The sequence below is a fragment of the Clostridium sp. UBA1056 genome (assembly GCA_002316385.1).
In the GTDB taxonomy this organism is placed as follows: domain Bacteria; phylum Bacillota; class Clostridia; order Clostridiales; family Clostridiaceae; genus Clostridium_J.
Map to the genome: position 1 here is coordinate 1 of DCDL01000004.1, position 25,814 is coordinate 25,814.

General features: G+C 30.4%; 17 protein-coding genes and 2 pseudogenes. 2 read left to right on the top strand and 17 right to left on the bottom strand.

Annotation, left to right across the window (positions count from 1 at the left end; genetic code table 11):
* Positions 1–194: 194 nt before the first annotated feature.
* The 9 genes from B3W71_RS01050 to B3W71_RS01090 all read right to left on the bottom strand — a co-directional run bounded on the left by B3W71_RS01050 (position 195) and on the right by B3W71_RS01090 (position 14,480).
* Positions 195–1,517, bottom strand: coding sequence for a pitrilysin family protein (locus B3W71_RS01050; protein WP_346887089.1), 1,323 nt, complete (start codon positions 1,515–1,517; stop codon positions 195–197).
* 315 nt (positions 1,518–1,832) lie between these two features.
* Positions 1,833–4,748: a DNA topoisomerase IV subunit A gene (locus B3W71_RS01055; RefSeq protein WP_346887090.1), complete on the bottom strand. Its 2,916-nt coding sequence runs from the start codon at positions 4,746–4,748 to the stop codon at positions 1,833–1,835.
* 11 nt (positions 4,749–4,759) lie between these two features.
* Positions 4,760–6,715 (bottom strand): DNA topoisomerase IV subunit B, encoded by a 1,956-nt coding sequence (locus B3W71_RS01060; protein WP_346887091.1) that lies wholly within the window; start codon positions 6,713–6,715, stop codon positions 4,760–4,762.
* A gap of 249 nt (positions 6,716–6,964) precedes the next feature.
* Positions 6,965–7,999, bottom strand: a complete 1,035-nt coding sequence (gene mnmH, locus B3W71_RS01065; RefSeq protein WP_346887092.1) for a tRNA 2-selenouridine(34) synthase MnmH — start codon at positions 7,997–7,999, stop codon at positions 6,965–6,967.
* A gap of 284 nt (positions 8,000–8,283) precedes the next feature.
* On the bottom strand, positions 8,284–9,288 hold the full coding sequence (locus B3W71_RS01070) for an alpha/beta hydrolase (RefSeq protein WP_346887093.1): 1,005 nt from the start codon (positions 9,286–9,288) through the stop codon (positions 8,284–8,286).
* Positions 9,289–9,446: 158 nt separating this feature from the next.
* A complete protein-coding gene (locus B3W71_RS01075) occupies positions 9,447–10,721 on the bottom strand; it encodes a serine dehydratase subunit alpha family protein (protein WP_346887094.1) in 1,275 nt (424 codons plus the stop codon).
* Positions 10,722–11,023: 302 nt separating this feature from the next.
* The gene (locus B3W71_RS01080; protein ID WP_346887095.1) at positions 11,024–11,893 is read right to left on the bottom strand and encodes a radical SAM protein; all 870 of its coding nucleotides are present in this window, start codon (positions 11,891–11,893) and stop codon (positions 11,024–11,026) included.
* 271 nt (positions 11,894–12,164) lie between these two features.
* On the bottom strand, positions 12,165–12,959 hold the full coding sequence (locus tag B3W71_RS01085; protein ID WP_346887348.1) for a hypothetical protein: 795 nt from the start codon (positions 12,957–12,959) through the stop codon (positions 12,165–12,167).
* Between the two features lie 345 nt (positions 12,960–13,304).
* Positions 13,305–14,480 (bottom strand): FprA family A-type flavoprotein, encoded by a 1,176-nt coding sequence (locus tag B3W71_RS01090; RefSeq protein WP_346887096.1) that lies wholly within the window; start codon positions 14,478–14,480, stop codon positions 13,305–13,307.
* 449 nt (positions 14,481–14,929) lie between these two features.
* Here B3W71_RS01090 and B3W71_RS01095 point away from each other — a divergent pair, with 449 nt between their 5' ends.
* The gene (locus B3W71_RS01095) at positions 14,930–15,508 is read left to right on the top strand and encodes a sigma-70 family RNA polymerase sigma factor (protein ID WP_346887097.1); all 579 of its coding nucleotides are present in this window, start codon (positions 14,930–14,932) and stop codon (positions 15,506–15,508) included.
* Positions 15,509–15,622: 114 nt separating this feature from the next.
* On the opposite strand, the gene B3W71_RS01100 is transcribed toward B3W71_RS01095, so the two are convergent.
* From B3W71_RS01100 to B3W71_RS01110, 3 genes are all read right to left on the bottom strand, one after another.
* Entirely contained in the window at positions 15,623–16,432 is an 810-nt protein-coding gene (locus B3W71_RS01100; RefSeq protein ID WP_346887098.1) for an SGNH/GDSL hydrolase family protein, read from the bottom strand.
* A 145-nt stretch (positions 16,433–16,577) separates the two neighbouring features.
* Complete coding sequence (locus B3W71_RS01105) at positions 16,578–17,033, bottom strand: hypothetical protein (RefSeq protein ID WP_346887099.1); 456 nt, start codon at positions 17,031–17,033, stop codon at positions 16,578–16,580.
* A 188-nt stretch (positions 17,034–17,221) separates the two neighbouring features.
* Positions 17,222–19,801 (bottom strand): M4 family metallopeptidase, encoded by a 2,580-nt coding sequence (locus B3W71_RS01110; RefSeq protein WP_346887100.1) that lies wholly within the window; start codon positions 19,799–19,801, stop codon positions 17,222–17,224.
* Between the two features lie 416 nt (positions 19,802–20,217).
* Between B3W71_RS01110 and B3W71_RS01115 the strand changes: the two genes are divergently transcribed.
* Positions 20,218–20,646 carry a CBS domain-containing protein gene (locus B3W71_RS01115; protein WP_346887101.1) on the top strand — a complete coding sequence of 143 codons (429 nt, stop codon included), beginning with the start codon at positions 20,218–20,220 and terminating at the stop codon, positions 20,644–20,646.
* A 333-nt stretch (positions 20,647–20,979) separates the two neighbouring features.
* Here the strand turns inward: B3W71_RS01115 and B3W71_RS01120 are convergent.
* From B3W71_RS01120 to B3W71_RS01140, 5 genes and pseudogenes are all read right to left on the bottom strand, one after another.
* Positions 20,980–22,074, bottom strand: a pseudogene (locus B3W71_RS01120) (UDP-N-acetylglucosamine 4,6-dehydratase family protein); the annotation flags it as partial.
* 134 nt (positions 22,075–22,208) lie between these two features.
* Positions 22,209–23,032, bottom strand: a pseudogene (locus B3W71_RS01125) (NAD-dependent epimerase/dehydratase family protein); the annotation flags it as partial.
* Positions 23,033–23,180: 148 nt separating this feature from the next.
* Positions 23,181–24,611 carry an oligosaccharide flippase family protein gene (locus B3W71_RS01130; RefSeq protein WP_346887102.1) on the bottom strand — a complete coding sequence of 477 codons (1,431 nt, stop codon included), beginning with the start codon at positions 24,609–24,611 and terminating at the stop codon, positions 23,181–23,183.
* A 40-nt stretch (positions 24,612–24,651) separates the two neighbouring features.
* A complete protein-coding gene (gene pseG, locus B3W71_RS01135; protein ID WP_346887103.1) occupies positions 24,652–25,656 on the bottom strand; it encodes a UDP-2,4-diacetamido-2,4,6-trideoxy-beta-L-altropyranose hydrolase in 1,005 nt (334 codons plus the stop codon).
* A gap of 20 nt (positions 25,657–25,676) precedes the next feature.
* The gene (locus tag B3W71_RS01140) at positions 25,677–25,811 is read right to left on the bottom strand and encodes an SAF domain-containing protein (protein ID WP_346887349.1); all 135 of its coding nucleotides are present in this window, start codon (positions 25,809–25,811) and stop codon (positions 25,677–25,679) included.
* Between the last annotated feature and the right edge of the window lie 3 nt (positions 25,812–25,814).

Below are 25,814 nucleotides of genomic sequence, written 5' to 3' on the forward strand. Positions count from 1 at the left end.
CTAAGGGTTCTGTTGACGCAGTATAACACAAAATATACGAGCATTCTGACTTATTTATTTTTTGAAGATGCCTTATACCCATCATATCATATTTCATGAAAAAATTTGAGGCTATCTAAAAATAACTTACTAATCTTCATAAAATCTTCATAAAATATTTAGATGTATTTTAATATTATTATCTAATGCCCATATTAGTTTCTTATAATTCCTAAGGTTTCATTCTTAAGTACTTTGTTTATAACATTAAGCATTTCTTCTTCTGTACAATTATTTAATTTATAGAATTCATTTAAAAGTAACTCTCCACCACTATGCATTATTTCATATACAGCTAAATGCATAGATAAAACTATGGATTTTTCTAAAGCTAACATTCTCTTTAGATTTTGACTCTTTACATATTTTTTAAAGAATTCCTCATTAAATACCCCATTTGAAGCCTTTACCTTACTAATATTTTCTTTAATTATCTCCTGAACTAAAGATATATTTTCCCTTGCTGTAGATAGGGTTATAGTATATAGCTTTATACCTTTTTCTCCCTTTACCTTGCCCTGAATATCGTATACTAGCCCTCTCTTAGTTCTAATTTCATCATATAATAGAGAACTTGTACCTCCTGCAAAATATTCATTAAACAACTGAAGTAAGGTAACTTCTCTTTCACTTAAATTATGAATTGGGAATATATATTGAAGTTTACATCCATTTATAGAGAAGTTCTCTTCTATAAAAATTCCTTCCTTAGGTTCTTCATAAAGAGGAAAATCTCCTTCTAGAGCCTTCTTTTTATTAATATTTAAATCTCCTATATTGTCATTTTTAAAGTCTTTACATGAAATAATCTCATTACTTATTAAATGGAATTTACTATCTAAATGAACCTTTCCATCACCTAAAGAAGCTATTTCTTCTTCAACGATTTCTATAACCTTCTCTAGCTTTAAAGCTGTTACCACTGAAATTACACAGTTATCTAAGGTATAAAACTTTTTATGATATTTTTTTATATCCTTTAAAGTCAAAGCTTCTATAGTTTCTTTTTTTCCTATGATTAACTCCTTTATTCTCCTTCTTTCAAAGCTTTCATAAAATAAAAAGTCCTCACAATGCTGAACTATATCATCATTCCACTCCTTAAGTTCTTCTAAAATTACTGCTATTTCCTCCTTAAAACCTTCTTCTCTAAAGGCTGGATTAAACACTATATCAAAATACACCTTAAAAGCACTTTTAAAATCCTCCTTTAAGGAGCTTCCATAATAAATCACATATGGATAATTAGTCATGGCATTATGAAACCCTAAATATTCATTACATAAATCATTAATTTCCTTCTCACTTTTACTATGAGTTCCCTTAAATACCATATGTTCTACAGCATGGGCAATACCAAGGTTATTATAGGCTTCACTATTAGCTCCTGCCTCAAGGCCTATAGTAAAAGAGGTTATATTTCCAGGTACCTTCTCATAAAGGACCTTAACTCCACTTTTTAAAATTACTTTTTCCACACCTATCACCTCTTTATTAGTTTAGGCATCTTCAAAAATAAATAAGTCAGAATGCTCGTATATTTTGTGTTATACTGCGTCAACAGAACCCTTAGATAGTGCTACTATCTGCGGAACCCGTTTCCTTGTCTAACTTAAAATATACTTCTCATCTTTGACTTATTATTTATTTTCAGATGCCTTATTTAATCTTCCATTTACATTATATATGAAATATTCTCTTTTCCAAATAAAAAACTTACTTAAAATAAAAAAATGGGACCTAGCATTGTTGTATAAAATAACTTTATATCAACAATACTAGGTCCAATATTACTACTTAATAATCTCTACCTTTTCTATGAAGTCATCATCCATAAATACAATTACATTCTTACCTCTACCAGCTCTGTTTTGAATTGGTAAAGCTCCTAAATCCACTATCTTATCTTCACCCTTATTAGTGGTTATTTTAAGGTTTTCTTCAAATAAATCTACACATAATTCATTATTTCTATTGGAAGTAGCGCCACTTCTTACTTTTACAAAAATAACTTTATCGTCATCCTTTAGACTAATTCCCATAACTCCACTAGCATTTTTCCCCATAACACTTATAGAGTTTAAGTCAAATTTAAGGCACATACCCTTTTTAGTAAATATTAAACCTTCTCCCTGTTGAGCCTCTAGCTCTACTTTAACTAATTTATCCCCAGGAGTTTTAAATTTATATCCAGAGTTATATATATAGTCACCTATAAATTCTTTTACTTGAGTTTTCTTTACTACTCCTTTTTCCGTAAAGAAGTAGAAGTTTTCTTTAAATTCTGATCTATTATCTACAGACACTATTGTAATTATAGGGTTCTTAGAATTATAATTCTCAAATAATTTTTCTAACTCTATTCCCTTTTTATCTAGGTTTTGTATCATTATCGCCCCTATCTTAAATACGTCACCATTAGATGTAAAGAAGAATAACTCACTACTAGAATTTGATGTAGTTATTATTTCTTCACCACTCTTTCTGTTAGAGGTCTTTAAAATCCCTTTTTTATTAACAGTTACATAGAATTCCTTATAGTTAAACTCATCTATATAGTTACAGGTAATTATACTATCTCCATCGGTTAAGTTAATAATAGGTTTTCCAACTATAGCTCTATCTACTGGTTCCACTTTAGGCTCTTCAGCTATAAAGTTTAATCCTTTAGCTGTAGTTATATCTATAAATCTTTCTTCTCTATCTTTATTTACTATCTCAGCACTTACTAGCTCTTCTTCCTTCTTAAGCTTAATACCTTGAAGCTTAGAATAATTAGTAACAAATTTACTTAACTCTGTCTTCTTAATAAGACCCTTAGAAGTTATAAGAATTATATCTTTTGCAAAGGAGAAGTCACTTACCACAAAGGCATTAACTATAAATTCTTTATCTAAATCTATGCCTTTAATAAATCTTTGAATTCTTTCACCCTTATCTCTCCATTTAAATTCAATTAAATTACCAATTCTACATTGATACATGTTTCCTTGATTAGTGAAGATGCATAGTGTATCCCTTGTATTACATTCAAAGAAGAATCTATTAAAGTCTCCCTCTCTATACTCTATATCCTCTGTGTTTTGTGTAGTTCTAGTAAAGGATTTTAAAGAAGTTCTCTTAATATATCCCTCTTTAGACATAGTTACTACCACATCTTCCTCTACTATAAGCTCTTCTAAATCTATCTTAGCATCACTATCATCTTCTAAAATAGTAGTTCTTCTTGGATCATCATACTTTTCCTTTACCTCTAGAAGCTCTTTCTTAATAACCTTAATAAGCTCCTGCTCACTACCTAATATCTTATTAAGTCTCTTAATTTTAGCTTCTAGTTCTCTATGTTCCTTTTGGAAAGTTTTAATTTCAAGTCCTGTAAGCCTATAAAGCATAAGTTCTAGAATAGCTTCTGCTTGAAGAGACGTAAAGCCAAATTTACTTACTAAATTTTCTCCTGCATCTTTTTTAGATTTTGATGCTCTAATAGTCTTAATAATTTCATCCATAATTTCAATGGCTTTAATAAAGCCTTCTACAATATGGAATCTCTTTTCTGCTATTTCTAACTCTCTTTTCGTTCTTCTTGTAACTACTTCCTTTTGGTGCTCTATATAATATTTAATTATAGTTTTAAGCCCCATAGTTCTTGGTTTTCCACCAGCTAGTGCCACCATATTAAAGGATATATTACATTGAAGCTCTGTTTTCTTAAATAAATATTTAAGAACTCTATCAGCAGTTTCTTCTGTAGTATTCTTCTTAAATTCTATAACAGCTCTAATCCCATTCCTATCAGATTCATCTCTAATATCTGCAATGGATTCTACAGCTTTACTATGCTTTTTGTCTCCTGTTAAGTCAGATATGCTTTGAAGCAGCTTAGCCTTATTTTTTCTATAAGGAAACTCTGTAATAACAAGTCCAAGTCTACCATTTTCTAAGGTTTCAAAATGAGTTTTGGCTCTAAGGACTACTTTTCCCTCTCCAGTTTCATAGGCAGAAACTAAAGATTCTTTTCCCATAAGAATTCCACCTGTAGGTAAATCTGGTCCCTTTATGTATTCCATAAGTTCTCTTGTGGTAATTTCTTCATTATCAGCATAAGCAATGGCTCCATCAATAACTTCACCTAGATTATGAGGTGGAATATTGGTAGCTAAACCAACAGCTATACCAAAGGCTCCATTAACTAAAAGATTTGGATATTTAGCTGGCAAAACCCTCGGTTCCTTTTCACTGTCAGAATAGTTATCCATCATATCTACTACATCTTTATCTATATCTTTAAGCATTTCCACAGCAATAGGTGCAAGTCTTGCCTCCGTATAACGCATGGCAGCTGCACTATCTCCATCTATAGATCCCCAGTTTCCATGACCATCTATAAGTGGTTTTCTTGTACTAAAGTCTTGAGCTAAAATAACCATAGCATCATAAACTGATGAATCTCCATGGGGATGATATTTACCTAAAATATCTCCAACTATTCTAGCTGATTTATAGTAAGGCTTATCAGGAAAAGCCTTTAACATATATGCTCCATATAAAATTCTTCTATGAACAGGCTTTAATCCATCCCTTACATCTGGAAGAGCTCTGTCCTTTGATACTTCTACAGCATAAGGAAGATAGTTCTCTGGCATAGCCTCGTCTATAGAAACATCTATAATATTATTGTCTACTGGAATTGCTTCATTTTTCTTTGCCATAGTAACACCTCCTAAAATTCACCGTAATTGTACATGTAATTTCTTCTTGGCTCTACTACATCTCCCATGAATAGAGATACCATCTTTTCTGCTTTTGCCGCATCCTCGATAGTTACTCTTTGAAGAGTTCTAGTAGCTGGATTTAATGTAGTATCCCAAAGTTGGTCTGCATTCATCTCTCCTAGCCCTTTGTATCTTTGAATCAAAGCTCCCTTACCAATTTCCTTCTTAGCCTTTCCTAGCTCTTCATCATTATAAACATACTGATGGATCTCTCCATTTTTAGTCATCTTATATACTTTATAAAGAGGTGGCAATGCAATAAATAAATTTCCATTTTGAATAAGTGGTCTCATATATCTATAAACATAAGTCATCCAGAGTGTCCTAATGTGATATCCATCTACATCGGCATCACTTAATATGATTATCTTTCCATATTTTAATTCTTCCTCTTTAAAGTTTTCTAAAACTCCAGTTCCTATAGCAGTATTAAAGATTCTTAACTCTTCACTGGCAAGGACATTTTCTAGTTTCTGCTTTTCCGTATTCATAATCTTACCCTTAGAAGGCATTATGGTTTGGAATCTTCTATCTCTAGCTTGCTTTGCAGAACCTCCAGCAGAATCTCCCTCCACCACTATAAATTCAGTGTATTCTCTATCTTTTAAAGTACATACAGCTATTTTTCCTGCTAGTGGTGCAGTTCCATTTCCTATCTTTTTCTTCTCTGCCTCATTTATTTTTTTAATTTTCTCTCTTCTAGCTGCAGCAGAAATAGCATTATTAATGATTGTAGTAGCTAGTTCTTTATTGTCTTCTATCCATTCTCCTAGCTTAGTATAGGCAAGTTCATTCATTACAGAGTATGCCTCTACGTTACCTAGCTTAGTTTTAGTTTGACCTTCAAATACAGGATTTGTAATTCTTACCTTTACAATGGCAGTCATACCTTCTCTGATATCGTCTCCCTCAAAGTCCTTATCCTTTTCTTTTAAAAGATTTAACTTTCTACTGCCTTCCTTAAAGGCTCTAGTCATACCAGTCTTAAATCCTGTTTCATGGGTACCTGCTTCCTTTGTAGGAATATTATTTACATAACTAGCAATATATTCAGTGGTGGAGTCTGTAAACTGTATACATACTTCTCCTGATACCTTAAGTCCATTGATCTCTCTTTCCCCTTGAAAAATTATAGGCTCCTTATGTAATACCGTTTTACTTTCATTTAAGTAATCTATAAAATCTAGAAGTCCTCTCTCTGAATGATATACATTTTCTATGGGCTCATCCTTTCTTGTATCCCTAAGAATTAAAGTTATACCTTTGTTTTGAAAAGAAAGCTCCTTTAATCTCTCATCAATTATTTCAAACTTATAGTCTATATTTCCAAAAACATCACTATCTGCCAAAAAGGTTACCTTAGTTCCAGTATCATTAGATTTTCCTACTATTTCTAAAGGTGTAGCTGGAGTTCCTGGCATGTCCCTTTTAAGTTCCTTGTCATATCCATAATGAAACTTTTGCACATAGATATTTCCTTTTTGTTTAACCTCTACTTCTAACCACTTAGATAGAGCATTTACAACAGCCGCTCCAACTCCATGAAGTCCTCCTGAGGTTTTATAGTTATTATTATTAAATTTTCCTCCTGTGTGAAGCTCTGTATAAACCATCTCCACCCCAGATTTATTCTTAACAGGATGTATTCCTGTAGGTATTCCTCTTCCATTATCTTCAATAGTAACGGTTTTATCTTTATTTAAAGTAACTATTACCCTGTCTCCAAATCCATTGGCAATTTCATCAATAGAGTTATCTAATATTTCCCATATACAATGGTGTAAACCCTTGGTGCCAGTCGATCCGATATACATTCCAGGCCTAATTCTTACTGGCTCTAATTTCTCAAGAGATGTCAGATCTGTAACTTCATAAGTATCTCTATTATTCTCTCGTTCTGTCATTTTATCCCTCCTAAAAGTTGAGCTATCTTTGTTATTGTATAACTTTATTACAAAGTAGTAAAGTTTTTTCTTGAAATCATAAAACAAATGTTCTTATTTTTCTTGGTAACCTTTTACTTTTTCTATTAACTATACGTAAGATATTAAAACTTTATATAAAAAAACTTACAATTTAATGTTCCTTTAGGATAAATTTCTAAGTTATCTATCCTTCAACACAAATTATAAGCTTTACCTAATATACATATTTTATTCTTCACATTTTAAATTATCTATAAAGCTCTTTAATTCTTCTACTCCCTCATCTATAGAGGTTATCATAAGCTTTTTATCATAGTCATATTTATTAGAGCTATGAGTATACAGTGGATCATAATACTTTATCATAAGCTCCTTAACAACTTCTTCATACTGATTATTATCGACCATATCACAATAAATCTCTATATTTTTTTCACTGATGTGCTTCTTTAATCTACTTAATGCATCACAAATTTCTTCATTACACCTATTGCTCTTAGTATACTCATCAATTATTATTTTGCTTCTAAAGTCTAAGGATGCATCTACAAATATATGAAGACCATTTTTCATATCTGCATGGATATATTCTGGAATTAAAGCCTTACCTATTCTTCTACTTTCAGCTTCAATGAATACGTATTTACCCTTAACCGCCTTTAATTCTTCATAAATATTAGATTCAAATTGTTTTTGGCTAGTTCCATGTCCAAGGCCCACAGCGCCTAGTATAGAGCCTCTATGGTTAGCACATCCTTCTAGATCTAATACATCGTAACCATCTTCTCTGAGTTTTTTCAAAATTTCAGTTTTTCCAACACCTGTATTACCATGAATTACTATATATGTAAGCTTTTCATTAAGCTTTGGCAACTGTTCATTAATAAAAGCTCTATAACCCTTATATCCGTCTTTAATTCTACTAACCCTCATGCCTAGAGCACCTAAAAGATCTGTGATAGAAGCACTTCTCATACCACCTCTGGCACAAAATAGTACTACATTTCTATGCTGCTTTTCTAGTTCATGAATTTTATCATATATAAAAGGAAGTTTTTTAGATACTATATCTACTCCTAGCCTTTTAGCTTCTTCAGTGCTCTTTTTAGTGTATATGGTTCCAATAAGTGCTCTTTCTTCATCGTTAAAAAGAGGAATACTTACTGCACCATTAATGGTAGCTTCATTAAATTCTCCTGTACTTCTCACATCAACAAGGACATAGTCCCCAGTTAAATCTTTATATTCTATGGTTTTTGACATAATCATTCCTCCAAAATAAACATATCATATGAAGCAGTTATTTACTATTAACCTAAATACGCTAACTATGTTTAATATAGATATCTAGGGCCTGAATGAAACTAGTCCTAAATAATAAATAATTCTAAAAAAGCGGTTAATAGGCACCAGATGGTCAAACTCCATCTGATGCCAAAAATTCATCTATAACAATTTCAAATAACTACAACTCTATCTATTTTATATTGTAATGACTAAGATGTCAAACCACAAGCTAGTAGAAATACTCTGTTATAAGCACAGGTTTAATTTTGACTTAAGGTGCTTCCTTCATATGTTGTACTAGTATAACTTACTTCATTACTAATATAATCATCACCATGAACCCAACTATTTAAACATGCTTTAACATCCTGTGTAACCTGGTTCCTATTTATTTCATTTAACATCTCATGTCTTCCACCTTCATATAGCTTATAGTTCAAATTTTTAATATCTAGACTTTTAAAAGTATTAACTAAGGATAATACTCCTTTACCATAGTTTCCAACAGGATCTTTATCTCCACTGAAAATACTTATAGGTAGATCCTTTGGTATAGCAGAAAGATTGTCCCTTTTATGAATAGCTTTCATACCTTTTAAAAAGTCGTAGAAGAAGGATACGGGGAATTCTCCGCCACAATAAGGATCTAAAATATATTTTTCTACTTCATCATTATCTCTAGTCAACCAATCATATTTCGTCCTTTGATTTTCCACCATCTTATTATAACTTCCAAAGCCTAAATTATCTATTAGGCTTCCACTTGCCCTTCTACCTCTAAGGCTCATTATAATCTTCGATAAAAGTATTCCTACATTCATTATAGGAGTAGGTTTTCCACCAGTTCCAGATAGAATTACACCTTTAACGGTATCTCCATATGTCTCCATATATCTTTGAGCTATAAAAGAACCCATACTGTGACCAAAAATATAAACATCTAATCCTTTATTTTCTTCTTTTATAAATTTATTTATCTCACTTTGATCATGAACCATAGTGTGAAATCCATCATCATCACTAATATATCCTAGAGCACTTAAGCTTTCTGCCGATTTTCCATGACCTCTATGGTCATCAGCATAAACTACAAAACCATCCTTTATTAATTCCTTTGCAAATCTATCATATCTACTACCATATTCGGCCATCCCATGAATAATTTGTATAATTGCTTTAGGTTTAGCATTCCCTTCTGGTTCCCATTTATATAAATAAATCTCTTTACCATCTCTCATTTTTAGATTTTTTTCTTTATAAGTCATATTATATATCTCCATCCATAATCTTTTATATACTCATATTATCGTTATTCAAATAATTTCCTTGAAATAAATTATATATAAATTATTCTGCCATGACAAGATTATAATTAAAAATCGGTATGTAAACCACTAGGACTACATACCGATTATTTTAATACTTATTTACACATCATTAAATTAAGAATAACTCTATCTGCATCAGCCATACCAACTACTCCTAAGTCCGCCATGTTCTTGATTGTTCTTTCTACATCTTCATGAACTATTCCATCATGAGCTGAAACCTCTACGCCATCCACTGCAAGAGCTGCACATAATACTGCTGTTCCTACCGCAGTAGAAATTTTAAGAGCGCATCCTGGTTTTGCTCCATCACATACTATACCAGATACGTCTGCCACCATATTTTTTATAGCTTTATTTATGGCGCATAAATCTCCTCCTAGCATATAAACTATAGCACAGCTAGATCCTATTGAAGCTGCAACTCCACATCCACATAGAGCTGAAAGCCTTCCTATAAAGCTTTTTACATGAATAGTTATAAGATCGCTAAGGGCCACTGCTCTAACTAAGATATCGTCACTAAGTTCCAGCTTTTCTGCCACTGCTATTACAGGTAAAGTAGCTGTTAATCCTTGATTTCCACTACCTGCTGTACTCATTACTGGTAATGTACATCCATCCATTCTAGCATCGACCCCTGCTGCAGTTACTCCCATAGCGTAAGTTTGAATGGAATCTGCAAACATCTTACTATTCTTTCCATCTAATAAGGTTCTTCCTGCTCTAAGACCATATTCATCTTTTCTTCCAGCCTCTGAAACCTTACGGTTCATCTCTATACCTTCCATTAAGAACTCTATATCCTCATAAGGCACAGTTTTTATAAATTCATATATATCCTTAACTGACAGCTGTTCATCATCTTTACTCTCTTCTGTAGCTATAGATTTAACTTCATCCATTTCAAATAAAATTTCTTCATTTCTTGTTATTAAAACTATATTGTTATGTTTATTTTTAATTATTACAGAAGAACTATCTTCTCCCTTATGTCCAATAACCTCTACATAAAGCTTTTCAGGCGCCTTAGTCAGATCTATGGTAACTTTCCCATCTGCTATGTATTCTTTTGACTTTTCAATGTCTGATTTAGTAACATCTTTTAAAACTTCTAATCCAGCCTCAGCATTACCGCCTATAGCCCCTAGCGCTGCCGCAATATTTAATCCAACCATGCCTGTTCCTGGTATTCCTACTCCCATACCATTTTTAAGAATGTTACAGCTTACAAGAACTGTAATTCTATCTGGAACGCCCCCTAAGGCTTGGCTACATTTTGCTGTTGCAAGAGCTAAGGCTATAGGCTCTGTACATCCTAATGCCGGTATAACTTCTCTTTTAAGAATATTTATGCACGTATTCTTCATTATTAACATCCCTTCTTAACAGAGTATTTTAAAACTTAAAATACCCTTTAATTTAATGAGTATATTATATTTAGTACATTATAGTTAGGTAATGGTTTACATTTTAGTTTAAAATGGATTTCGCAAAATAAACTAATTAAACAAATATTAAATAAGCACTTATATTTTGTATAAAATTAGTAATATACTTTGCGAAAGCCCCATAATTATTATAACAAAGCAAGAGTTTTATTTCAATGATTCAAGCTACGTATACGTATAAGAAAACCTTATATCTAAGTTAGATTTTCTTATACGTATTCTTACAGGCCTCTAAAATATTCTGGTTTAAAGCCACTATTTCCTTCTAAAAACCCTTCTATATCAGAAAGTAATCTTTCTTTTTCTTCTCCTAGCACAGCAGCTAGTGGTGCATAGTTTGATGCATGATTACTTCTAAATATACAATTTGTAAGATCTAATCCTTTAACAAGTTCATATATTTCCTGCATTACTTCCTTAGGGTTTAAAAGCATCAAATTGCCTTTTTTAATCTCCTCATATATAGGCGCATCATCAGGAGTCATAAGAGTTAGTAATCCTAAATAATCTGGATTTATCAAATTTATAACCTTTGCAGAATTAATGGCATGATTTTTCCAATTCTCCACTCCCCCTAATCCACTTATTAAAGTGCAAGATAACTTAATGCCGCTATCTTTAATTTTTCTTCCAGCCTCTATAAGTTCTTTGGAGTTAGCTCCCTTGTTTACCTTAAGTAGAATTTCATCATCTCCACTTTCTATACCAAGATATACCATAGTTAACCCCTTACTTTTTAAAAGCTGTAGCTCTTTTTGAGTTTTAAGTAAAATAGATCTAGGACTAGCATACACGGTAACTCTTTTACACTCAGGAAATAGCTCTTTTATTTTATCTAAAATTGTATTTAGTCTATCTGTAGGCATAATAAGGGCATCACCATCAGCTATAAATATTTTTTCTATATATCCATATTTTTTCCTAGCCCACATTAAATCTTCAATTACTTCATCTAGATTTCTCATTCTAAACTGTTTTGCTTTATACATATTACAAAAGCTGCACTTGTTGTGAGAACAACCAATGGTAGCTTGAACTATTAAGCTTCTTCCTTCACTAGGTGGTCTATAAACTGCACCTTCATATCTCATAAATTTCCCTCCTTAAAACTCATTATCCTAAAGTAGAAATCCTTATCTCATCTAGGACAAAGGAAAGGCTACATCAAATCTTAGCTAACCTTCTATAGAAAGCTTTGTGATTTTGATACAGCCCTTTAATTTTTGCTACTACCACCAATCTAAGGAACGGATGTTTTCGCAAATTTTTATAAGGCATCTGAAAATAAATAATAAGTCAAAGATGAGAAGTATATTTTGAGTTAGNNTCTGACTTACTTATTTTTTGAATATGCCTAAGTTACTAATCATTAATATGTTCATGATTTTTTAAGTGATTCATACAATATTCCTTATGCCCGCTACACTTTGAACAATATCTAAACTCCATATTAGGATCGTCTCTTTCAGTCATTCCACATACAGTACATCTATGACGTACATAATCCTTCATCTCTATAACCTTAAATCTTTCCTTATTACTCTTAACCGTTTTCTTAGTCTTAAATAACTCTATAAAATCCTTACCAAAGAAAATAAAGTAGTTTGCTAAGGAAGCAAGAATCATAAGCTTTATTTCAAAGCCTCCCATTATAAATTGCTGTGCTAGAAGCAATGCATCTAAAAGAGCTAAATACTTCATCTTAACAGGCAAAAATAAAAATAATAAAACCTCATGGTTAGGATATATAGATGCAAAGGCTAAAAATAAAGTTAAATTTATAAAGGTTCCTGTAGCAGGACTTCCTCCAACTAAGGATACAATTATAGTAGCAATCATACCTACTAAGTAGTATATATTAAACTTAAAGCTTCCCCAAGCCTGCTCCAATCCCACTCCTATAATGTAATAGAAGTACAAAGTAAATAGTATCCAAATCGCATTAGTTGATGGTGGAATTAAAATAAAAGTAAATAGCCTCCATACTTGGCCTGTCATTACTTCCTTTGGAATTAGTGCCAAGTTTCTATATAAACTAGGATTTATGGCACCTAATAAAAACACAGCTAAATTAGCTACTACAATATATTTCATCAGTCCATGAATGGCATATTTGCCATATTTTCTCTCTAACTTATTTAACAACTTCAATATCATCACTCCTATAAAATTGCAATTAAATTTCTCAGCTTTCTTACATTCTACCATATTTTTTCTTTATAGCCTATTCCTAAAAAATCTTTCATGTAAATATATTATTAAGTAAATCCTATATTAGAGTATATACTTTTCATTGTAGGCTTTATTCAATAAAAATATTTTTTCAGAAACTACGTTACTAAAACGTAATAACTTTCTAATATTTAATTTATATTAATACTTAAAAGTTTTTAAACTTATTATAACAAATGGGTATGAGATATAATTTAAAATTATATCTCATACCCTTATAACATAGTTATACTTTCTATTTATAAAATAAATCTATTTTAACAATATAAATTATTTTAACATTCCAATGAAGCTATCCGCAAACTCATCTGATAATTTAAGTTCCTCTTCACTTGGTACAAAGTTGAACTTAAAGCCTGGATCAATTACATTGAATTTAAGACTTTTTAATCTTTCTGTAATCATAGGAACACCTTCACCACTCCAACCATAAGATCCAAAAGCGCCTGCAATCTTACCATGATTTACAATAGCATTAACATGAGCAAGTAAGTTCCAAGTTGGCTCTACTGCATCTTGATTTATAGTAGGAGATCCCACTAATATACCGCTTGATTTATCAGCAAGAGATATAAGTTCTTCTAAAGGTGTAGTTGTAATCTCGTGAACTCCAGCTTTAATTCCTTTTTTCTCAATAGCATCCTTTAAATGATTTGCTACCTTTTCTGTATTTCCATAGGCTGAAACATAGAATATCTGAATATTTTTTTCTTTAATAGGTTCTTCCTTAGACCAAACCCTATAAAGATTTTTATAATATTCCACATCATCAATATGGACTGGTCCATGGCTAGGAGCAACCATTTCAGTTTCTAGGTTTTCAATTTTATCTAGTGCCATGTTAACAAATCTCTTGAAAGGTGACATGATAACATCGAAGTAATATTTCATTTCAGTTTCATAGTTTCCAGAACACCTATCACTAATGCATTCACTAGGTGAGTAATGACATCCCATAACATCGCAAGTAAATAGTATTTTCTCTTCTACTAAATAAGTAAATATGCTATCGGGCCAATGAAGATTTGGTGCATTTATAAATCTTAAAGTCTTCTTTCCTATAGATAGTTCTCCTGAAGCATCTATAGATTTAAACCCCATATTTAGAATTCCTTTAAGATATCTTATAGCAGCCTTTGATCCAATTACCTGAGCTTCTGGATATTCCTTTAAAAGCTCCTTCAGAGAACCACTATGATCAAGCTCCGTATGTTGTACCACAATGTAGTCTACTTTCTTATCTCCAATAATGGATTTAATATTCTTTAAGTAATCTTTAAAATATCCATCTTTAACCGTATCAATTATAGTAATCTTTTCATCTTCTATTAAATAGGAATTGTATGTAGTTCCCATTTGTGTTTCCATTATTATGTCAAATACTCTAAGCTCAGGATTATTAATCCCAACCCAATGAACTGAATTAGTTAATTTTAAGGGTTCCATTTTATTACCTCCATATTCATATTAACTTCATACATATATATTAACAAACACTCATTATCTATTGCAAGAGATTCTGCACCATTTTTAAAACTTTTAATAATACAGAAAAAAGATATATAAACTATCTATATCTCTTGACTCTTTATATTATATATCACTCTGTTTTCATTATCAACTAATACAGCATATCAATATCAACTGAAATATTACCTTCATTCTTCACACCATTTTGAATTATTAACTCTCTTATCATTATTATAATTATCCATATCATTTTTATTGCTTTATAAACCATAAAAGGTTATTAAAATTTCTATGAAATACCTAAAATTTTTCAAAGTTATATTTACACGAACAGGTATTCGTGTTAAAATCTCTTTATTAACATAATTTCCACTTTTTGAGAAAAACACATATATCTTATTAAAGAATTTAAGGAGGTCATACCCATGAATTATTTAGAGTTAGATGAGCTAGTATTAAAGGCTAAAAATAAAGATGAAGGTGCTATGGAGAAATTGTTAAACAAATATAAATATTTTATAGTGAAATATGCATCAAGGGTATATATCAATGGATATGAAATGAATGATTTAATTCAGATGGCAAATATAGCTATAATCCGTTCTGTAGAAAAGTATACTCCAGGTAACGGTAATTTTACTCCCTATGTAACCTATGCAATAAGAAATACCTTTAATTATTTAATAAGGCAAAAAGCAAAAGAAAATTTAATAGAATCTATAGAAGCTCCAATTACCATTGGTATTAGACTCGAAGATACTTTAATGGATGATGTATCAACAGAAGAAGATTATATAAAAAAAGAACTTGCTGAACTTATAAAAGAAGAAGTAGACAAGCTTGAGGAAAACTTGAAGGATATAATAACCTTTATCTACTTAGATTGTGAGGGAAATCTTAAATCATACTCACAGTCAAGAAATCTGCAATACTCCACAGCAGCAAAAAGAAAGGCCTTAGCCTTTAACAAGCTAAGGTCAAAACTTAATCCCATATTAGTATAAATAACTCATAAATAATTAAAATTCTTATGCATGACGAGTTAATTATTTGAAACTAAAATATAATGAAGAATTCTAAATTCCCTATTTAGTAAAATTGCTGTAATTTTTGCCAAGCTATTTGTATATCTCTTGTAAAGAGTCACTAATAGCCTTGGCTACTTTCTCATTCCCAGCTTCATTTAGAATCATATTGTTCACAGTGTACTCCTTTATATTCGTTGCTTCTATTCCACTTTTATTGAATAAATCTATAGCCGGTATAGAATTTTTGTTACATACTTCTTTAATAGCATTAGAATAATCCTCTAACCCAAGTCCAATATCATTTTTATTAGGATAACTTGGTTGTCCTTCAATATCTCCGTGTTTTAATGGAGTTAGAAACACGAGCTTAGCCTCAGGTTTAACTTCTTTTGTTTTATTTATAACAGCTTGTACATCTCCATAAAAAGATTCAACGGGTCCTCCATCAGATATAGTTCCTAGAGTCCTCTCTTTAGTATAGTCATTAGTACCAGCCATAATAATTATAATATCTATATCCTTGAGTGACTCTTCATTAATATAGCTGCTCATATTACCCATAGCTAATCCATTATCAGATTTATTAGTCACATTCTTTAATTTCAAAGTGGTTTTAACCTTTTCTTGATATGTGCTTTCCTTTGAAACTCCATCCCCAAGAGAAAGTAAAGTTTTTCCTTCTAAAGTTAATTTTTCTTTACTTGCTTCAATTAATTTATCTTCTTCTTTAATATTATCTTCAGGTTTAGATGTTAAGTTTATTGAACTTTCATATTGCTTCTTACTTTCTAAAAGCTTAGACTTTTCTTTCTTCGATTTATTTATGCCTAAAGCTAAGGTAGCAATTAAAGTAATAGATAATGATATACATAATATGTTTTGTATTCTTTCTTTTTTCATATGTATCCTCCTTCGCCACTATATTATATCCTATGTTAGTATATTTTTAAACTTATTGATATATTTGCATATGTATTTATACATAATATAAAAAGAAACAACGCTAATTTCTAATTTAACGTTGTAAGAATATATGTCTGATTTTCTATAGTACCATAGCATATATTGGAATTAAGCTATTAATTTTATTTATGCAACACTGACTAAGGTTTAATTCCTCTAAAATAGTATGTAAAGCCTTCTTTAGTTCTTCTCCATTACACTTCATATTTATATAACTAGTTATAATATTACTTATATCTATAACTTTTCTCAATGCCTCAACTCTTATTTCTTTACTTGGCTCTTGAGTCTCCACTGCTCTATATAATAAGTAGCTATATATTGAGTATATTTCAATAAGTTCCATGACTTCCTCTGTTGCAACTAACTTAAGTCCATAATCAATTCTAATAAAATCAAATTTAGTATAAATACATTCGTTTATATTAAATCTAACTGCCTTTTCTATAAGTTTTTCGTTACTCCCCTCTCCTAAATCATCCTTAATATTTTCCCCTAAGTAGTTCAGTAGCATTTCATCTATATACATAGATGTCATATTAATCCCCCTTATATTTGTAATTATTTATACATATTATAATTGATTACATATTTTTCTTACAACTTACCATTATATATTCGGCTCAAGTATGTAATACCTTATATATATTTTAGAAATATTAGAAAGAATAATAAGTTTTTTATGTAATAAAGCATCACACTTCAATTTAGTGCGATGCTTTGAAATTATTGCTGAAGGCAATTCTTTAGAGAATCTACTGCTTTATCTGAAATTCCTCCACCTGTTCTTACTATTATATCTCCATACTTTTTGCTTAGCACTGAAGTTTGTTCTGTAGTTAAATCATCACCAGCTAAAACTACTGGAGAACCATTAATAGCCGCTACTGGTCCTGCTGATAGAGCATCTACTAATTGTAATCCCCTAGTTATATAGGTTTTATTTATAACATCTCCATAAAACTTCTCTATAATCATAGCATTAGTTGCATATCGATCCCTACCACCTAATCTATTGTTTGTTATATTTGCTGAGGTAATTTCATTAACTGTATTCAACACATTATCAGAAATAACTGTAGTACCACCTATTATATAGGCATTTTCTAAGGATTCAGATTGTAACCAATTGTAAACATTAGTTGGAACTTTATCCTTTTCCACTAGAATTATTGCCATTTTATCTCTTCCTGCTACTGATGCAATGGATAAGGAATCTGCTTGTCCAAGTCCATTACTTATAACTACGTTATTTACATCATAACAATTTTTATCTATATATTTTGCAATTTCTAGGGAAGTATCGTATCTATCTGCTCCACCAATTCTTTCTACACTTGTTATACCTAGTGCTTTTAATTGTTGTATTACACTATCATTAACTACAGTAGTTCCTCCTACAATGATAGCATTCTTAGCACTTAATCTCTTTATTTCACTCTTTGTTACTTCTGGAAGAGTATTTACTTCAGTTAACAGTAATGGTGCATTTTTATAAGTAGCTAATGGTGTAGCTGCTAGTCCATCTGCCAAAGCTCCTCCTCCATTGGTTATCATTATAGTATTAGCTGTATTAAATTGACTTTGGCTTAATTTAGCTGCTGTATCATATCTATCACTACCTATTAATGAATCAACTATCACTTGACTTAATACTCCAACTGAACTAAAACCATTATTTATTACTTTAGCTTCATTAGAATTCTTTCCGTATAAGTCTTCAGCAGCCTGTACAAGAAAATTTCTACATTGTTCAAAGTTAGTATCTGGTGTCATATAATTATTTAAAGCTCTATAATATATTTTTGCAGTCTTTTCCATACCTAAATTACTAGCTATAATATATGCTGCTTTATTTGGAATTCCTGAGTTGATGTGAACTCCACCCCAATCTCCATCTTTTGTATCAGGATAGTATTCATAATCATTCATATGTTCTGGTTGATCATATAGTGTGGGATCAGATAAGCTTCTTAAGGCATCCCCTTCTATATTAGGTGTATAAATATCATCTCCTATAACCCAGTCATCTGAATCAAATGTCCAAGTACCACCATTTACTACGTTATATTTATTATATGTAGAAATTAATACTCCAAATACATCAGCCATAGATTCATTTAGTGCCCCAGATTGATTGTGATATTCAAGCTTTGCTGTATAATCTATAACTCCATGGGTCATCTCATGACCAACTACATCTAAGTCACCACTAAGATATGTAAACTCTTCTCCATCTCCATCACCATAGATCATTCTATATCCATCCCAAAAAGCATTATTGTAATTAACTTTATGGTGAGTATAGGATTCTATTGGCAATCCATTATTATCTAAACTATTTCTATTAAATAGCTCTTTATAAAAATCTATTACTTTACTTGCATTATAATGGGCACTAACAGAAGCTTTATCTCTTTCAGTATTAAAGTTTCCTGTCCAATTAGAAACTAAATCAGGTCTACTAGTAGTATTATTTTGATCATAAGTAGTTATAGAGCCAGTGGCAGTATTTGTTAAATCCTTCATCTCATATTTGCTATCTATCTGATTTAAATTTAACTCTCTAGTTTTTCCAAGAACATCTATACCAGAGCCTTTTACTTGAGTATTAAATCTTATCTTATCTTCAGTTTTAATCACCTGTCCAGAAGTTGCTTCAACAAAAACATCATAACTTCCTATGGTAGGTTCCATATAATAAATATTTACCTTATAAGCTTCATAGTTTACATCATCCTTAGTTATTATTACCTTTTCAGCCTTAGGTGTGTTTTCTAAATCTTTATATTCAAATTGCTTTTTAGCTATTTCTATAGCTTCTTCTTCAGATATAGTATTCTTTCCAAGAGATTTTACATCCTTATTCTCTTCTAAATTTCCATTGACGCTTGCTATAACTCCATTTTCATCAAAGTGCACGTTCATCAAGCTACCTTCAACTTCAGTTCCATCAATAACTTGTACAAATTTTACAGATGTATGTCCTATATCGTCTTTCTTTACCTCAAGAAGCTTTAGTTCATCTTTTACACTGTCAATTCCAAATACTGCTTTATTTTCTTCTAAAAATTTTATTGCTGCATTCTCTCCTGGAATTTTTTCATGAGAAAGCTTTCCTGATAAAAATACTTGTCCATCTTTCTCGCTTAGTTTTAACTCCTCCTCACTTAAATTTTCAAGTTTTTTAATAGCTTGTCCTTTATCTAGCTCTTTTCCTGTATTTACCTCTTCTGCAAATACGGGAATTGAAATAGAACAAGTTATTACTGCACTTAAAATAATTGAAGTAATTCTTTTTCTCATAATTATCCCCCTTAAGTTTTATCGTCTGTAATAATTAAAATAAGCACTTCTTTGTAAAAGAAATTCCTATTTATAATATATTTAGCAGATTAACCACTAATTAATATATTAACATAAATATTTAAAGTTTTTCTATAAATATAGATAAATTTTTATTATTTTCACGAAATATTTCAGAGTTTTTTATACTATAAGTTGTTAAACAATACTCTTTAAAAATTTTATGCCATCTCCAGATAGTGTAACACTTCTATCATCTATGATGGCTGAAAATAAACAGTGGCACTACCTTAGTATAAGTTCAACTAAACTTCGGCTAGATATTAACTTTATATAAGGTTAACACTTCCCTAAACCTCATTGTTCACTAATAAATAATAACTTAATTGGTTAACCTATATTTGGAGGTGAAGTTTATGAAAATAAAAGAAATCATGTCAAAAGATGTTGCTTGTTTAAATCCAGAAGATTCTATTGAAAAAGCAGCTCAACTTATGAAGCAATATAATGTTGGTTCCATCCCAGTATGCAGTAGCAATATGATAACTGGTATAGTCACTGATCGTGATATTGCCTTAAGATCTGTAGCCTCAGGGCAGGATTCAGCGCAAAGAAAAGTTAGTGATATTATGACCTCTAATCCTATTGTAGGGAACCCTGAAATGGATGTTCATGATGCTGCTAAAATAATGAGTGAAGAACAAATACGCAGGCTCCCTATCGTAGAAAATAATACTTTGGTAGGCATTGTTTCACTGGGTGACATTTCTCTTGAGCCCATTCTTTCAGATAATGCCCAAGATGCCCTTAAGAGCATATCTCAACCTATAAGTGATCATATGTAAGTTATCGCTTTAACATAAAAAGTTCAGCAATATGCATATTAATTGCATCTGCTGAACTTTTTTCACACGTGGATCAGACCCATTTACTCTCTAAGTCCTTTAACCTCTTCTATTGTTAAACCTATTTTTATATAATTATTGAAGACAGCTTTTTAGAGAATTTACTGCTTTATCTGGAATTCCTCCACCTGTTCTTACTATTATATCACCATACTTTTTGCTTAGCACTTAAGTTTGTTCTGTAGTTAAATCATCACCAGCTAAAACTACTGACAAGTAAAAGACTAGCTATCTTAATTATCTAGCTAGTCTTTCATATATCATATTACTCTACTATTTTACTAACTCTGATTGAAATTCTTCATGATTAGTTTCTTTTCTTACATAAGTAGGAACTTTTTCTTGAATCAACTTTATTATATCTTCTTTAGTCATATTATCTACTTTTTTAAATTCTTTTATGGATGATTCTATGAATTCCTTATTTACATCTATAGGCTTTTCTATAAAAATTTTATCATGTTCAGTAAAGGTTAATGCTACTTCATCCATAAGTAGTTCCTCATAGAGCTTTTCTCCTGGCCTTAGACCTACATACTCTATTTTAATATCTATATCTGCCTTATACCCTGAAAGAGTTATTAAATCTCTTGCCAAATCCACCATTTTAACTGGTTCACCCATATCTAATACAAAGATTTCTCCGCCTTCAGCTAGTCCACCTGCTTGAATTACAAGTTGAGCTGCTTCTGGTATGGTCATAAAGAACCTAGTTATCTCTGGATGTGTTACTGTCACAGGTCCACCTTTTTCAATCTGCTTCTTAAATAGTGGTATTACAGAACCATTACTACCTAGAACATTACCAAACCTTACTGCAACAAAATCTGTATTACTAACCTCATTAAAGGCTTGGACTATAAGTTCACAAAACCGCTTTGTAGCTCCCATTATGTTAGTTGGATTTACAGCCTTATCTGTACTGATTAATACAAACTTATCTACGTCATATTTATCAGCACATTTAACAACGTTATAGGTACCTATTATGTTATTTTTGATTGCATCAGCCATATTCTCTTCCATCAAAGGTACGTGCTTATGAGCTGCAGCATGAAAAACCACATTAGGTCTATACTGCTCAAAAACTTGATTAACTCTTACTAAGTCTCTTACTGATGCAATTATTACATCTTTATCTATTTCAGGACAGTTTCTATTTAGCTCCATCTGTAAATCATAAGCATTATTTTCATAAATATCTAAAATAATAATCTTCTTTGGTGAGAATTTAGTTATCTGCCTTATTATCTCAGAACCAATACTTCCTCCACCGCCAGTTACTAAAATAACTTTATCCTTAATATATCTATCAATATGTTCTGATTTAAGTTGTATTGTTTCCCTACCTAATAAGTCATTAATGTCTATATCCTTCATATTTCAATCTCCTAGTATTTTTTACATAATTCTTTAATAACTTCTAAAGAAATTAAGATAAAACCAATTTATTTAACATAATAATACTCTACATACCAATCTGCAAATCTCTGTAATCCTTCTTATATAGTTGTTGATGGTTTAAATCCTATATCTTCTTGAAGTTTATCTGTTGAAGTATATGTAGCTTGTACATCTCCTGGTTTCATAGGTTCAAATGCCTTATTAAAAACTACCTCTCTACCTAAAGCATTAGCTAAAGCTTTCTCTATCGGCCTATAAATGTCATAAGTTTTTCTGGACTGTTATTACCAATATTAAATACTTTATGAGGAACTGCTTAATTATGAGCATTATCAATAAGTCTTTCAATTCCTTCAACAATATCATCTATATAGGTAAAATCTCTATATAAGTCATTCTCAAAGTCACCATTATTAAATATTTTAATAGGTTCACCTTTAAAATGCTTATCAGCAAATCCAGAATATGCTATATCTGGTCTTCCCATTGGCCCATAAACTGTAAAGAATCTAAGTCCTGTAGCTGGAATCTTATATAAATGGCTATAGGTATGAGCCATTAATTCATTAGACTTCTTGGTAGCTGCATATAAAGATACTTGGTTGTCCACAAAATCTGACTCTTCAAAGGGTACTTTTTTATTAGAACCATATACAGAACTTGAAGACGCATATATAAGATGTTCTACCGGATTATATTTGCATGCTTCTAGAATATTAAAGAATCCAATTACATTACTTTGCATATATACATCTGGATTTTCTATAGAATATCTAACTCCAGCCTGTGCAACTAGATTTACTACTACATGAGGCTTGTACTCCTAAAATTTTTTCATTATTACAGCTTTATCTGAAATATCTTCTTTTATAAATATAAAATTCTCAAAAGGTTTAAACTTTACTAATCTTACATGCTTAAGATATTTTTATGACAACATCTCATGTTATGACAATTTTCGCGCAGTACCATACACCCTAGTGAGGACAGACTACTGTATACGCTTGGTTTAAGTTTGCAAAGGTAATGACCTTTGGTTTTGCGTTAATGTGTAGCTAATGGTTTAACAGCTACATCTTTAATATATCGCTTATTGTATATTTTAAATCCTTATAATATAAAGCCAACGTCATTATAATAATAACTGTACTGTATAAGCCCAAATTAATGTCTACCAAACTAAAAGCTATACTAACAAGCATGTATACAATAAATTTAGAATAAACTTTAAATATATTACTTATGTAACTTTCTTCCAAATTCAACATTTTTAAATATACTACGTACTGCATTATAGAATAAATGGTATTAGTTATTAAAGTTGCTAATGAAACTCCTATTATACCCATCCCCAGTTTAATGAACATAAAGTTAAAAATAATAGCCATTGCTACCATTATAATTTGCAAATATATTAAAATTGCTTGTTTTTTATTTGATACTATGAAAATATTGGAAAAGTATGCTAATTGATTAACAATCGTACCGAATACTAATATTCTATATATATTAATACTTATAGAATATTTAGGAACTACTATATTAATAAATGGATTTATTAATATAGTGCCGACTAAGCATAAAACTACTCCGAATACTTCTACGTATTTAGTGTACTTTCTCATTCTCATTAAAACTTCTTTTTTATCATTATTAACATCAATATTCAAATTCTTTATAGCCTTTGGGTAATATAAAAATAATACTGAAGTTATAAATACTAATGTCCCACTAACAATTTGATTGGATAATGTGTAATATCCTAAGTTCTCATATCCTAAAAACTTAATAGTCATTACCCTATCTATTGTTGTTAAAATATAAAATCCTAAATTATATATAAGCAATGGAATTCCAACGATAATTAGATTTTTTAGAATTTTACTATCTATTTTTATCTTAATCTTTTCACTACTTCTATATCCATAGACAAAAACTATGCAATCGGCTATAAGCATAGCTATTAATACTGAATATATTTGGAAGTATTTTATAGATATAACTATTAATATAAATGATAATACATTATTAATTATTTCTATATAATTTATTTTTTTAAAATTATTTACTAACCTAAAATAATTAATATAAAAAGATCTGTATTGTTCTAAAATTCCTATTATAAAAATTAATAATATGTAATTACCCAAATTTCCCTTATATATAAATTTTGCTCCTACACCAGTTAAAATTAATAATGTAGATAATATCAGTAAGGATGTAAAGGACGTACTTATAACTTTCTTAGCTCCCTCTATATCGTTATCAGATTCGTATATTACATACTCTCTATTCATCGAATACAATATACCCAAATTAGAATAACCTAAATAACTTAACACTAATAATAAATTACCAAGTACCCCTAAAAGTTCAGGACCGAGTATCCTAGCATTTACTATTCCCTTTATAAACCCAATGATTAAAGCTATGTATTTAATAGAAGAATATTTTATTAACATATTAATTCTACTATTATTTAAAATCTTCTTGAACTTCATAATCTATTTTTACCGCCTTAATTATTTTATGATTTCTATGTTAATAATAAATCATACTATTTATAGAACTACATAACTTTTCCACACCATTTTTATTAATAATCGTAATTTGATTACTAGTCAGTTCTATTCTTCTATCTAAGTTACAAGATAACATGCTTAATATATTAACTAACTTGTCTTTATTTAAATCTTCTATATTACCTAAGTTTATTATTGCTTCCTTTTCTTCCATTTTCTTAGCTATTTCACTTTGGTTTTCTGCAACTACTAACCCAATTGTAGGTAATCCACAAGCCGATAATTCATATATAGTACTGCCACAGGCTGATATAGCCAAATCACATTTTCGTATCAGTTCTTTTATATTAGCATTAAAGTATAATTTAATATTATTATACTCATTCTCATATTCCTTAAGTTCATCTACATGATTAAAAGAAGGTCCTACTACAACATGAAACTTATATTCTAATTTTCTTATAAACTCCAAAATTCTACCTGTATAGTTGTTAAAATCTGAGCCACCTAAAGTTATTAAAATATCATTTACATTTGCCTTTAATATTTTAGTTTGAGTTTCTCTAAATTCCTCTCTTAATAGAACAAAGCTAGTACCTAGCAACAATTTTGTTCTTTTATCCGTATTATATTTTAAATCTTCAGCATTTATATTTTGATTTATTATAAAATCAACATCAAAATAATATAAATTCATATCATCAAAATATCCTGTTTTTTTAAATAGAACTTTTGTCTTCATAAAGTAATTTTCATCTACATCATAACTATCTGTTATTAAGCAATCAGCTTCTATCTTTTCTAGTTCATCTACTAAATTATTTTCATTTATAGTAATTAAATTAAATCCTTCTTTTTTAATCTTTTCTATACCATAACTATATTTATCGCTAAGAGGGTTATCCACTCTGCAAACATAAAAAACATCATTAGTTTTTGCTAATTCCTTGGCTAATACTAGTGTTCTCATTATATGCCCCATTCCAATTATAGATCCACCATCTGCTCTTATCGCAATTTTCATGTAATTTCACCACCCTTATCTTATAGAATGAGTGTCCAATCTAATGGAGTCCCTTTTTTGAGGTTCACCCTGGCTTTCTTTCCAAGAACATTATGATAATATTTGGGATGAAGTCCATATCCCGGTCTAACAGATTTAACATTCTCCTCTGTTATCCT

What these genes read in the sequence shown, in the direction of transcription:
- B3W71_RS01075 (WP_346887094.1), bottom strand. Translation starts at nt 10,721, where the DNA reads ATGAAGAATACGTGCATAAATATTCTTAAAAGAGAAGTTATACCGGCA.
- B3W71_RS01090 (WP_346887096.1), bottom strand. Translation starts at nt 14,480, where the DNA reads ATGGAACCCTTAAAATTAACTAATTCAGTTCATTGGGTTGGGATTAAT.
- pseG (WP_346887103.1), bottom strand. Translation starts at nt 25,656, where the DNA reads ATGAAAATTGCGATAAGAGCAGATGGTGGATCTATAATTGGAATGGGG.
- mnmH (WP_346887092.1), bottom strand. Translation starts at nt 7,999, where the DNA reads ATGTCAAAAACCATAGAATATAAAGATTTAACTGGGGACTATGTCCTT.
- B3W71_RS01060 (WP_346887091.1), bottom strand. Translation starts at nt 6,715, where the DNA reads ATGACAGAACGAGAGAATAATAGAGATACTTATGAAGTTACAGATCTG.
- B3W71_RS01080 (WP_346887095.1), bottom strand. Translation starts at nt 11,893, where the DNA reads ATGAGATATGAAGGTGCAGTTTATAGACCACCTAGTGAAGGAAGAAGC.
- B3W71_RS01115 (WP_346887101.1), top strand. Translation starts at nt 20,218, where the DNA reads ATGAAAATAAAAGAAATCATGTCAAAAGATGTTGCTTGTTTAAATCCA.
- B3W71_RS01105 (WP_346887099.1), bottom strand. Translation starts at nt 17,033, where the DNA reads ATGACATCTATGTATATAGATGAAATGCTACTGAACTACTTAGGGGAA.
- B3W71_RS01085 (WP_346887348.1), bottom strand. Translation starts at nt 12,959, where the DNA reads ATGATATTGAAGTTGTTAAATAAGTTAGAGAGAAAATATGGCAAATAT.
- B3W71_RS01130 (WP_346887102.1), bottom strand. Translation starts at nt 24,611, where the DNA reads ATGAAGTTCAAGAAGATTTTAAATAATAGTAGAATTAATATGTTAATA.
- B3W71_RS01055 (WP_346887090.1), bottom strand. Translation starts at nt 4,748, where the DNA reads ATGGCAAAGAAAAATGAAGCAATTCCAGTAGACAATAATATTATAGAT.
- B3W71_RS01095 (WP_346887097.1), top strand. Translation starts at nt 14,930, where the DNA reads ATGAATTATTTAGAGTTAGATGAGCTAGTATTAAAGGCTAAAAATAAA.
- B3W71_RS01110 (WP_346887100.1), bottom strand. Translation starts at nt 19,801, where the DNA reads ATGAGAAAAAGAATTACTTCAATTATTTTAAGTGCAGTAATAACTTGT.
- B3W71_RS01100 (WP_346887098.1), bottom strand. Translation starts at nt 16,432, where the DNA reads ATGAAAAAAGAAAGAATACAAAACATATTATGTATATCATTATCTATT.
- B3W71_RS01070 (WP_346887093.1), bottom strand. Translation starts at nt 9,288, where the DNA reads ATGACTTATAAAGAAAAAAATCTAAAAATGAGAGATGGTAAAGAGATT.